General features: G+C 48.6%; 6 protein-coding genes. All 6 read right to left on the bottom strand.

Annotated elements, in window-relative coordinates; genetic code table 11:
• Positions 1 to 67 precede the first annotated feature (67 nt).
• Positions 68 to 6,937 (bottom strand): Spy0128 family protein, encoded by a 6,870-nt coding sequence (locus tag CUS_RS16525; protein ID WP_002853015.1) that lies wholly within the window; start codon positions 6,935 to 6,937, stop codon positions 68 to 70.
• Between the two features lie 609 nt (positions 6,938 to 7,546).
• Positions 7,547 to 8,500, bottom strand: a complete 954-nt coding sequence (locus tag CUS_RS16520) for an L-lactate dehydrogenase (RefSeq protein ID WP_002852867.1) — start codon at positions 8,498 to 8,500, stop codon at positions 7,547 to 7,549.
• A 143-nt stretch (positions 8,501 to 8,643) separates the two neighbouring features.
• On the bottom strand, positions 8,644 to 9,456 hold the full coding sequence (locus CUS_RS20240; protein ID WP_002853067.1) for a dockerin type I repeat-containing protein: 813 nt from the start codon (positions 9,454 to 9,456) through the stop codon (positions 8,644 to 8,646).
• A gap of 221 nt (positions 9,457 to 9,677) precedes the next feature.
• Positions 9,678 to 10,739 carry a PP2C family protein-serine/threonine phosphatase gene (locus CUS_RS16510; protein WP_002853028.1) on the bottom strand — a complete coding sequence of 354 codons (1,062 nt, stop codon included), beginning with the start codon at positions 10,737 to 10,739 and terminating at the stop codon, positions 9,678 to 9,680.
• Positions 10,740 to 11,112: 373 nt separating this feature from the next.
• Entirely contained in the window at positions 11,113 to 12,138 is a 1,026-nt protein-coding gene (gene ilvC / locus CUS_RS16505) for a ketol-acid reductoisomerase (protein ID WP_002852811.1), read from the bottom strand.
• 61 nt (positions 12,139 to 12,199) lie between these two features.
• The gene (gene ilvN / locus CUS_RS16500; protein ID WP_002852911.1) at positions 12,200 to 12,697 is read right to left on the bottom strand and encodes an acetolactate synthase small subunit; all 498 of its coding nucleotides are present in this window, start codon (positions 12,695 to 12,697) and stop codon (positions 12,200 to 12,202) included.
• Positions 12,698 to 12,788 lie beyond the last annotated feature (91 nt).

The following is a 12,788-nucleotide window of genomic DNA, read 5'->3' as shown; positions in this document are numbered from 1 at the left end:
GCCCCGTGAGCATAAAGCAAGCCCGCAGACTTTTCAGCCTGCGGGCAAAAATGCTTATCAGAGCGCTTTACTTATTGTTTTTGCGCTTTTTCAGCACGCATATCGCCGCACCGAGAAGCACTATCTCAACGCCTGCAAGGGTCTTTCCTGCGCCCGTGCCCGGATTGGAAGTGTTCGGGGTGGTAGTTACAGATGTGGTGCTCTTGCTCTCTGTCTTTGAACTTGTGGAAGTGGTCGAAGAAGTTGAAGAGGAAGAAGACTGCGAACTGCTCGATGTATCGGAACTGCTGCTTTCGCTGCTGTCGGGAGTCGAACTGTCCTCTACAGTAGTCTGTTCTCTTGAACTGTCGCCCTCTTCGGGAGTTCTTGATGACTCCTCTTCGGAGAGAGGTGTGCTGTCTTCATCTTCGGGGACTGTTACCTCACGGTCATCGCTGTAGGTGTTGACAAATGTTATGTCTTTGACCTCAGCGCCGTTTACGGTAACTTTCCTTGCCATTACCAGCACGCCGCCCTTATCGGTGACGGTATCGGTAACGGTGTAGACAGATGGATCATAAGTGCAGTTTGAAGCACTGCCCTTTACCTCAGAAACGGTATAGCTGTAAACGCCTGCTTTGGTGTAAGTCCAGCCGCCGAAAGAAGCCTTGCCTGCACCTGTGATGGTGAGGGTCGTTTCTGCGGGCAGAGGTGCGCCCTCACCGCCTGTGATGATGAAGCTGTAGGTTTCCGCTTCTGCGGGGGCTGTGCCCTCTATCTGCTTCTCTATCTCCAGTTCGGTATCAAGGGGCTTGGGGGTGTACTTGTTTACGAATACCAGCGCATCTGAGCTTTCGCCGTTCTTGGTAAGTGTGTACTTAGCCGCCAGCTTGCCGCCGATGTCATTTACGATGACTGTCAGTGTGTAAACTGAGTTATCCTTTGAGTAGCCCACATAGCTGTCATCGAGGTCGCGCTCGAATATCTCGTAGGTGTAGGTGCCTGCCTTATCGTAGGTCACCTTGCCGAATGCTTCAGCTTCGCCCTCGCCCTTTACGGCAACGACTGCCTTTTCGGGCATCGGTGCGTTCTTGTCCTCAGCGGAGGTCAGTTCAAATGTGAACTCTCTCTCCTCTTCATCGGGAACGATACCGTCTATCTCCTTGACTGCTACAGGCAGTTCAAGGTCACAGGGTTCAGCCTTGTAGTCGTTGACGAACACCGGCTTGTCGGCAGGTTCGCCGTTTTTGGTCATAACATATGATGCAGTCAGCTGACCGTCCTTATCGGTGACGGTAACAACTACACTGTAGATGGAACCATCGCGGGTGTAGCCTGCGTGAGTATCATCGAGTTCCTGCTCAAATATCTCATAGCTGTACTCCCCTGCTTCGGTGAACTTTATCTTACCGAAAGGTGTAGCCTCGCCTGCGCCTGTTACCTTAGCGGTATTCGGGTCGGGCTTGGGCTGTTCGGCAGAAGAAGTGTCCTCTGCATCGGTGAGAACGAATGTGAACTCTCTGTCCTCGCTGTCGGCGGTATCGCCGTCTATCTCCTTGACTGCAACGGGCAGTTCAAGTTCGGTGGGGAGTGGTTTGTACTCGTTGACGAACTCGGCAGAGTCGAACTGTTCGCCGTCCTTAGTGAGTTCATATGATGCTGACAGCTTGCCGTCGATATCGGTGACGGTGACAGTCAGCGCGTACACAGACTCATCTCTGGTATAGCCTGTGTGAGTATCATCAAGTTCATGCTCGATGATAGAGTAGTGGTATGTGCCAACATCATCGTACTTTACAGAGCCGAAAGATGTAGCTTCGCCGCTGCCTGTTACGGTGGCGGTAGTCTTATCGGGCATTGGCAGAACGATATCTGCATTTTCCTCAGCGGAGATGATCTCAAAGGTGAATACCTTATCCTCGTTTTCACCGATATCGCCCTCTACCTTCTTGACAGCCATAGGAACATCGATATAGGTGCCTTCGGGCTTATAGGTATTGGTGAACGCAAGTTCATCGGTGCGCACGCCGTTGAGGGTGAGAACGCCATTTGCGGTGAGTCTGCCGCCGTTATCGGTAACGGTAACGGTGTAGTCATAGACTGCGTTATCCTTAGTGAAGCCTGTATAGTCGTCAGGCAGAGCCTTTTCGCTTATTGTATAGCTGTAGGTGCCTGCTTCGGTGAAGGATATCCTGCCGAAACTTCTGCCTGTACCCTCGCCCTGAACCCTTGAAATGGTGCTTGCAGGTGCGGGTGCGCCGTTTACGGGAGTCATCTCAAAGGCAAATACCTTTGGTTCATTGCCGTGAGTGTCGCCGTCTATCTTCTTGACAGGTGCGCCTGTTACGATGCTTGTGGGAATAGGTGTGTAGTCATTTACAAAGATGGCTGCATTTGCGGCATTGCCTGCATTTGTCAGCACGCCCTCAGCCTCAAGCTGACCGTCGTTGTCAACAACGGTGACGGTGTAGGTATAAACGGTGTTGTCCTTAGTATAGCCGACATAACTCAGGTCGAAGTCATCTTCGGTTATCTCATAGACATACTTGCCTGCCTTATCGTAGCTTATACCGCCAAAAGATGCCTTACCTGCACCTACTACGGTAACAGTGGTCTTTTCGGGCAGAGGTGCGCCGTTTTTGGCAGAGAGTGTGAAATTGAACTCCTTGTCATCAAGTCTGTTATGACCTGAGAACTGCTTATAAACTTCGGGGAAAACCACAGCACTGCTGGGGTTGGGAGTATAGGTGTTCTCGAATACTATCTCTTCGGCTGTTTCTGAAACTTCTGTTTCGGGGTCTGACCTTGTAAGCTCTGAAACTTCGGCTTTCAGCTTGCCGCCAACATCGGTTACATTAACTATCAGAAGGTAGCCGTGACCGTCATAGGTGTAGCCCTTCTGTCCTGAGGCTATCTCTTTTATAATGTATCTGTATTTACCTGCTTTGGTGTACAGCACCTTGCCGAAACTTGCCTTGCCCTCGCCCTTGATAGTTACAATGGGCTTTTCGGGCATGGGTATGATGACACCAACGTAAGTGTTGAGTATACCGAAAGTGAACTCCTTCTCCTCAGGTCTTTCAGCACCCTTTATCTTCTTGATGACAGTGGGTATCTCGAACTCAGCGGGAGCGGGTTCGTAGTTGTTTTCAAACTCGATGCTCTTGACCTCGATGGGTGTTTCAAGGGCATTGCCCTCAGCATCGGCGGTCTTGTAGATGTGCATCTCGACATTCAGCAGGGTGTTGTCATCATACTGAACATCTTTTCTTTCATCGGTGACATCGTAGGTCACCAGATATTTTTCCTTGCTGTAGGTAACGCCTTCCTTTGCGCCTGCTTTCTCGGTTATCTCGTAGGACTGAGTGCAGGGTTCGGTGAACAGCAGACTGCCGTTTTCATCAGCGACAGCAGTGGCGTTTTCGGCATTGACCTTTACGTTGACTGCGCTTATCGCCTTGCCCCATACGCCATTATTATAAGCGCGGGGTGCCTGTGAACCGTTCACTGGCTTGATGTTAAAGGTGCAGGTATCCTCAAAATCAGCGGGCAGTGCCGCGCCTGTTACCTTTTTGGTCACAGCGGGGATATCTGCGGTGGCAGATTTAAGACCTATTGTTACCACATTTGCGATGGTGGTATCCTTCGACCAGTCGGTAAGACCCATCTTCTTTTCGCTGTAGTAAGCGGGTGCATTATATGCAAGCACCTGACTTGTGGGAGTCTGGTCGGGGTGGATAGTATCGGGTGCAGTCATTTTCAGGTAAACGCTGACCGACTTGGGCAGGTCATCTGCCTGACCGAAAGTTACATCTTCACCGATGCTGAATGCTATTGTCTTGACATCAGCCCAGCCGTCGTAATTATCGGGGTCTATCAGCTGCCAGCCGTTGGCAGCAGTCAGGTCTGCGGGAGTAAGACCCTCATAGCCTGCATCGTAGTTTGTAGCTATCTCTCCATCAGAATAGAAGTGAGATGTGTTGACATAGACCTTTATCTTATCAAAACCTGCGTCCTTAGCTTCACTGAGGTCAACACCGTAGAGGGTGCCTTTCCAGTAAGGAAGACCCTGATACTTCGACTCGTTATACGCCTCTTCGATAGAGTCGTAGATAACGACATTCTTGGCAGTACCTACATTTGTGAAGAACTGTATCCTGTAGGTATAGTTATGACCTGCGTAGGTCTGGGTGAAGTCCTTGAAATAGGTATCAAAGTCATCAGCCTTTATCTTCTTTTCAAGCTGTGTGCCCGAATAGTACATAACTACTGTATCGGAGGCATCTGCGGCAACGATGGAAGTGGTCGTGGTATCGCCGTCTTCATCGACATCGTTGAGTGCGGCATTGCCTTCCCTGTCTTTGATATCGGAGTAAACGCCGCCGTCATCGGGCTTTGCCATAACGCCGCCCAGTTTGACAGGCTTGCCCTCATCATCAAGGTACTGTGCTACCATGTAGTTATCCAGCTTTGAAGTTCTGAGGTCTGCATACTCGCCGCGTGTCTTTACCTTTATAACAGATGCCAGCACGTAGCAGCTGTTGTTGTACTCGCCCAGTTTAGCTATAGGCAGTTCGGGGTAAGTCACGGTGATGGTCGCCATCTGGCGTAAAGTACCCTTGTAGTTATCTGTTACTTCATAGGATATCTTGGGTTCAAGTGCAGATACGGGGTGGATATGACCGCTGTACTGCGTCCACAGTTTAGCCCAGTTATACTGCTTGGGGTTGTCTTCAAAATTGGTTGACTCGCCAACAACAGGCTCGACCGATTCAAGACTCATGCCGACAGGCAGAAGTTCATGGAAGACCACTGTATTGCTTCCGCCGACAACGCCCAGTTCTATCAGCTGTGCAAGTTCTTCGGGGGTAGCTGCCTTACCTGACATTGCTGCCAGTGTATAGTTACAATAGATGCGCTGGTCTTCCTGCTCAATGCCCTCGCTAACCTTTGCAGCGCCGCAGATAGCATCTGCGCCGATTATGTTGTTGCTGGCAGAAAGTCTGTTGGCTATCTTTACATTGCCGTCTTCGTTGACATGACCCTCATAATTCTGAGCATCAAATTCAAGAAGATCCTGTCTTACCCATTTATCGGAAGAGTAAACAGTAGCGCCGTCAGAGGGGTTCTCCCATCTGCCGTTTCCGTCATAGCCCATCTGACCATCCCAGTTGAACAGCTGGAAGTTCTTGAGGTTTATCTTATCCATATTGGCGATGACCTGCTTAACGGTGCTGCCTGTGCCCTTGAGGACACCTGTAACATTGGAGTCAAGTTCGATATCGCCGTTTGCATCGGGATAGGTGAACTTTATCCTGTAGACCTTATCATGCTTGAACTTGAAGACCGCGCTGCCGTTCTCATCGGCATATTCAAAGTCGCTGGAACCCTTTGGCAGTGAAACTGTCTGGTCAAGCTGCCAAACATCGGGCTTGTCGGCGGTCATTACATAGACCTCGACAGGCTTTCTGTCTTTGATGGGGCGCATGGTATATGCGTTTACATCAAGGTTCAGTTTTACGGAAGTAACATCCTTATGGCTTACTGCCATAGTGAATGTCTTGAAATGGAAATCATAGGGACCGAGTCTGGCGCTGGATTTGCCGTTTTCGCCAAGACCGTTGACATACAGTGCATCGTCCACAACTTCCATAGAATATGGACCGTTCTTGTAGGTGAAGCCGTCTGCCGCGCCGTACTTATAGGTCAGACCGATACCTGTTACGGTATAGCTGAAAGTAGCGTCCCTGCCTGCGCGGAGGAGGTCAAGTGCGCCCGATGGGTCGGGACCCGACTCTTTCCTTACGCTCCAGATATCGCCGTGATAGAGTGCGCCCATGCCCTGCCATATCGAACGGCAGGTATCGCTGTTTGAGGTGATATCTTTGGTATCGCCGTCAACGCCCACATATGTGACGGTGACATTATTTTTGATGTAAGGGTTATTCTCGCCGTCTGCGCTTTCTGCCACAGACTTAGGATATCTTACAAGACAGAGGAACTCGGCATCATTGCCGTTGTAGAGCCACTCGCCTGCGTGCTCACCCTCTGTTACCTTATCGAGGGGGGTACAGTTCTTATAGTTGTACAGCTGTGACATTGCCACAGCTTCACCGCCCTCAGGATCTTCCTTGAAGTACATCTGCACTGTCTGGTTGCAGTCAACACTGCACATGAAGCGGTAACCCACGTAGTCATATTCTTTGCAAAGCTCGTTGAATGCGGCTTCGTCGATGCCGTATTTGCTGGTGAGCTTATATCTTTCCTCCAGCATATCGTCCCAAGCGTAATAACAGCCCTCGTCAATGCCTTCGTTCTCGGTATACTTATAGATCTTCGCATTTCTGACATGTGTGCGGAAAGTCGCAGTCAGCTTTTCGGGCGAACGATCCTCACCTGTCTTGGTGTCGATGATCTTTATACCGTAGTCCTGCACGCTGTTATCCTCAACAGTGACAGCATTGACCAGATAGCTGATATCCAGTTCGATCTGAGGTGCGCTTGCAGTCTTGTTAGTAAGTTCGATGACCGAATCTTCACCGGGACGACCCGATCTGTCCTGAACGACTTTCAGCAGAGATGCCTCAGCGTTGATCTGGTTGAGGAAAGCGATCTTGTTCGTCATACGGAAATATTCGCCATTACGGTTTTTGAACGCATTGTAAGGTATGATGATACTAAGCTGACCTTCCTCATACTTCTTGTTAAGGCTTATGCGAAGCCTTATATCGACCTGCTGACCGGAATCAGGTATGTTGAAATCCGCGCTTCGCTCATCTTCCGAGATGATTATATTATCATTCGGCTTATTGAGAAACAGCAGTTCGATATTTTCGGGATACTCAGCCGATGCTGCAAAGGCAGCGGGCGCAGTTCCCATCAGCAGCGAAAACAGGCACACCAGCGAGAGCATTCCCGCCAGCACCCTGTAACACAGCCTGTGAGTGCTTTTTTGCATGTAAAGCATTCCCCCTTATACTATTCTGTATAAACGCATCAGATCATCGGCTCAGCTGTGTCACAGCATACAGCAGATATTCGTGCGCGGTACAAGATCGCGCAGAACTGCTGTTTCAAGCATTTTCCGTGACATATGTGTGACACAACTAAAGCTATCCCCTTATCACACCACGAAAGCTCCACTTCTGACAAGGGCATGTGATGTTATCTTTTCCTCTCTGTCTGCGGCATTTACCGCAGGTACATGATCTGAGAGCGTTTATTGTTCATACTCTTTCAAAACAGCCGACGCACTGCATCGAAAAAGTAAACACAATATGACCATACTTTAGCCATATATATTAATATAGTACCATCAAATCAGTCTGCTGTCAACAATTATTAACATCAACAATACAACTTTGTCAATTAATTCAAAAGTAAGCGGTTAATATTAAAAACTTTATATCTTTATTAATAAAAGTAACTTTTGGCTAAATCTGCAAAAAATCCCCCGCTGTGAAATAACACAGTGGGGGAAAATAAATAATTACAGTAAACGAATATTCATACATACTGCGCCGAATGCGTGTATCTGTGAGTGAGCTTTATGCTATCTGCACTGGGTTCAAAGTTCCAGCGGGTCAAAATGCTCATTGAGGACATTGACGGAACTTTTGAACTTTTCCTTTTCCTCTTCGTTGAGGTCAAGTTCGATTATCTCCTTGACACCGTTTCTGCCGATTATCGAAGGCACGCCGATGAACACATCGCGGTAGCCATACTCGCCGCAGAGTTTCGCGGAAACTGTCAGCACGCTGTTCTCGTCGCCCAATATAGCCTTGACGATGCGGGTGAGCGCCATGCCGATGCCGTAGTAGGTAGCGCGTTTCGCCTCGATTATTTTATAGGCGGCGGTGCGCACCTGTTCTTCTATCGACTGCATATCATCGATGCAATAGCTGTTGCGTTCATCTTCGAGTATCTTCATGACGGGCTTGGTAGCCATCATCACCTGTGACAGCGGCACGAACTCGCTGTCGCCGTGTTCACCGATGACATATGCGTGGATATTCTTGGGGTCAACGGTGAAATAGTCGCCCAGCAGGTAGCGGAGTCTGGCGGTATCGAGTGAAGTACCTGTACCGATGACGCGCGAAGCGCCGAAACGCGAAAGTTCGTAAGTTACGCGGGTCATGATATCGACGGGGTTTGTAGCTACAAGGAAAATGCCATCAAAGCCCGAACGGACAACGGGTGTGACGATAGAGCGGAAGACTTCGACATTGCGTTTAAGGAGGTCAAGGCGGGTTTCGCCCTCTTTCTGGGCAACGCCTGCGGCAATGACCACGATATCAGCGTCCTTGCAGTCTTTATATTCGCCCGCGTAGATCTTCATATTTGATTTAGCGAAAGCAAGACCGTGATTAAGATCCATAGCCTCGCCGTTTGCGCGGACAGTATTGACATCTATGAGCACCAGTTCGTTACAGATACCGCCCTGATTCACCAGTGAATAGGCAAAACTCATGCCCACCATACCTGTGCCTATAAGCACCACTTTGCGTCTGTCAGTCGTCATTTTTACATCTCTCCTTTTATGACTTATCGTTGTTGGTCTTATTATATACCATTATACTCCATTTTATGCCGCAAGTCAAGCACAAAAAAGCGAACGCCCGAAAGCGTTCGCTTATAATGCTTATTAAGTAACAGTTACGTTAATTAGTTAGCCTTAACAGCCAGCTTCTTAACGTTCTTTACGTGTGCAGCCAGCAGAGAAACGTCAGTAACGTTTACCTTGCCATCGCCGTTAACGTCTGCTCTGTCCTGCTCGTCAGTTGTCAGAGCCTTTACGCCCTTAACGTGAGCAGCAACCTTAGAAACGTCAGTTACGTTGATCTTGCCATCGCCGTTTACATCGCCTACACCGGTAGTTTCAGCATCGGTAGTATCCTGATCACCGGTAGTATCGGTCTCACCGTCAGTAGTTTCTGCATCGGTAGGAACAACATCAACAGGCTCGTCTACGGGCTCATCAACGGGCTCGTCAACGGGCTCGTCTACAGGAGCATCAGCGGTAGCTACATCAACAGCGGTAACGGTGATGTTATTGCCCCACCACTGCTGAACATAAACCTGTGCCCAAGTGATGTCACCATCGAAATCATCAAAGTAGCCTTCCAGATCGAAAGTCAGGGTGTACTCGCCATCCTCACCCTCAGCGGTGATAGGCTTGTCAGCACCGGGGTTGCCCCAATCCCATACGCCATCTCTCTGATCCCAGTTGTTCTTATCGCTCTGGAACATGATGCCGCCGCCGAAGCCGTCAGTATCATCAACGCTGAAAGTGAAAGAAACGCTCTTTACTTCAGCAGGATCATAGCCGTTATCAGTCAGGCTGAAAAATACGCTCTTGCCATCTACCTTAACTTCATCGATATCAGAAGTAATATCAGCAGAAGCGGTAACCATAGACAGCATAGATACAGCCATAGATGCAGCTGCCATAGCTGCAACGATCTTTGAATTCTTCATCTCAAATTCCTCCAATTCGTTTCATCGTGATCTTGAATAGACCTTCCTTGTCTATTTCTTTAAATATTTTACAACAGAATGTCCGTTTTGTCAATACATTGCTAAGATTATTCATCGTTTTACCGTAAACTAACAATGCGTTCAGGAATATTTTCATCATTATTACCTAATAGTTGTTTGAAAAATCCCTGAATTTAGGCTTTGCAAACGTTATTGGAGTTTCAGTCGTCCTTTTTCTTTTTGGGTATCATACCCGAAAGCCTTGAAAGTGATGCCTGCGCCTGCATGAACAGGTCATGCGTTTCAAGTTCGATATCCTCACGGCTGACTATCTCATGGTGAGGTTCGGGCTTTGGTTCGGGCTTACTTTTACCGATTATATCGCCCAGATCGATCGTCAGTATATCGCTGAGTTCGTCCTTTTCCTCAGCGGTGCGGGGAGCAGACTGCTCCTCCAGCATCTCCATGACATTCACCGTTTCACTGACGGCATCGTGGCTGGTCAGTGCGGCAAGTTCTTCAAAATCGAGAAAAGGCTTGATACCGATTATTGACAGATTATCGTTACTGCCGTTGAGCAGAGCAAGTTTTGCCAGTGCAGCCAGTTTTTCGGAGATGGGCAGATCCATCGACAGACCGACCTCGAACTCGTTATCGCTGACATAGTCGGATATACCGTCACTGGTGATTATGACCATATCATCGGGTTCAGCGCCGAAATCACTGACAAGGGGCACCTGCTCGACATTCGGCTCACTATGGGGGCTGCCTATAGCGGAAACTATGGCTGCGCGGTATTCGGGCACAAGTTCTTCGGCGGTATCTATCGCACCTTTATTATACATCAGCTGACCAAGACTCTGATCGGTGGATATCTGTCTGATAGTGCCGTTGACGAAGCGGTAGAGTCTGCTGTCACCCACATTGAGGCACAGCCCGCGCCCTTCTTCATCGACAGCCAGTGCGCAGAGAGTGGTCTGCATATTTTCGGCGCTGCGGCTGCGTGAGCCGACCTTTTTTATCTTGTTGTGGATATCCAGCACGACACTCTTAAGATCGGAAGATGCGGTATATTCTACCTCAGAGAGCATTTGCAGGCAGGTACGCGAAGCGACTTCGCCCGCTTTTTCGCCGCCTACGCCGTCACAGATGCCTGTGATAAAGGGCGCATCAAGCACAGCCTCACGAAAACCATCGTTGACTACTTCATTACCGACCAGTACGGCATCTTCATTTTTATCTCTGTTACCTGTATTGGTATATCCATAAACGTAGTACTTCATAGATCAGACCCCAAAAAAATCACACGATTCGCGCATATGCGCCCACACTAAAATTATAACACGTTTTGGAATTCTTGTCAATCTCCGCAGTCCTCATGACTAAAATTTATTGCATTTTGCTCATTTTTACGCAACATTTTTATACCAAACGACATATAGCATTCAGGGCAAAAAAGAAGACCACAGCTACCCCAGCTGCGGTTTTCGGGTACGCCTCTCCCCAAGACATATTTGCACCTTAAGATAATTATAATGCAGGCAGAGCCGAAAGTCAACAGAAATTGTTAAGAATTAACATTTCCATTTTGGAAACAAAACAAAAAAAACTCTCCCGACACGCGGGAGAGTTTCATATAGCTTATTTGTCAGAAAATTAGTTGTTTACCAGCTTGTCCTCTTCGTTGTTCCAGCTGTACAGCTTTCTGATCTCCTTGCCGACCTTCTCGGAAGGATGCTCAGCGTGCAGCTTTCTCATAGCCTTGAAGTGTACCTGAGAACCTGCATCAGACATATCGAGCAGGAATTCCTTAGCGAAGGAACCGTCCTGAATGTCAGCCAGAACCTTCTTCATAGCCTTCTTGGTATCCTCAGTGATGATCTTAGGACCGGTGATGTAGTCGCCGTACTCAGCAGTGTTGGAGATGGAGTATCTCATGCCCTCGAAGCCCGACTGATAGATCAGGTCAACGATCAGCTTCATCTCGTGGATGCACTCGAAGTAAGCGTTTCTTGGGTCATAGCCAGCCTCTACCAGAGTTTCAAAACCGCACTGCATCAGAGCGCAAACGCCGCCGCACAGTACAGCCTGCTCACCGAACAGGTCGGTTTCGGTCTCGGTTCTGAAAGTAGTTTCCAGAACGCCTGCTCTTGCGCCGCCGATACCTGCTGCATATGCCAGACCGATATCCAGAGCGTTGCCTGTAGCGTCCTGCTCAACAGCGATCAGACAAGGAGTACCCTTGCCAGCCTGGTACTCACTTCTAACAGTGTGACCGGGAGCCTTAGGAGCGATCATGATAACGTTAACGTCTGCAGGGGGTACGATGCAGCCGAAGTGGATATTGAAGCCGTGTGCGAATGCCAGAGTCTTGCCTGCGGTCAGGTTAGGCTCGATCTCGCTCTTATACAGAGCTGCCTGCTTCTCATCAGGAATGAGTATCATAATAACGTCTGCTCTCTTAACAGCATCAGCTACGCTTACGACCTCCAGCCCCTGCTTCTTAGCCTTTTCTGCGGACTTGGAGCCTGCATACAGACCAACAACGACATCTACGCCGCTCTCCTTCAGGTTCAGTGCGTGTGCGTGACCCTGTGAGCCGTAACCGATAATAGCAACTGTCTTACCCTTCAGTACATTAAGGTCACAGTCCTGCTGATAATAGATCTTTGCATCTGCCATTTTAATTTCCTCCTAAATATTTTTGGATTGATTTATTTTACCCTGTGATGGGGCAAATTACTTACTTTTTTGCGCTGAAATACTCTGCGCCGCGTTCAACAGCGACAGTTCCCGTCCTTGCCATTTCGAGTATGCCGTAAGGCTCGATAACTTTCTCAAAACGGCACAGCCTGTCATATCTGTCACATATCTCCAGCGTCATGGTGGTAAGGGTGATATCCATTACCTTAGCGCCCGTGATCTCGGCTATGGTCATTATCTCGCTTCTCTTGTCGGCGGGGGCATTCACCTTGACTATCATAAGTTCACGCGCTACAAATTCATCTCTGCCGAAGGTCTTGACTTTGATGACCTCGATCAGCTTGTTCAGCTGTTTCTCGATCTGCTCAACGGTATGATCGTCACCGTCAGCAACGATGGTTATCCTTGATATGGACTCATCATTTGTGGGACCTACAGCCAGACTTTCGATATTGAAGCCTCTTCTTGAGAACAGACCCGATATTCTTGACAGAACACCGCTATGGTTCTCTACGAGGACTGAGATGGTATGCTTCATATTAAAACCTCCGTTTTCGGGAAATAAATTCCACACCTATTTATTATACTATGATATTATGACCATTTCTTTAACATTTTAACTTAATAAA

Origin of the sequence: Hominimerdicola alba 8 (assembly GCF_000178155.2) — a bacterium.
GTDB classification, from domain to species: domain Bacteria; phylum Bacillota; class Clostridia; order Oscillospirales; family Ruminococcaceae; genus Hominimerdicola; species Hominimerdicola alba_C.
Note: the sequence above shows the minus strand (reverse complement) of the source record. Positions and strands in the feature narration are given on the sequence as shown.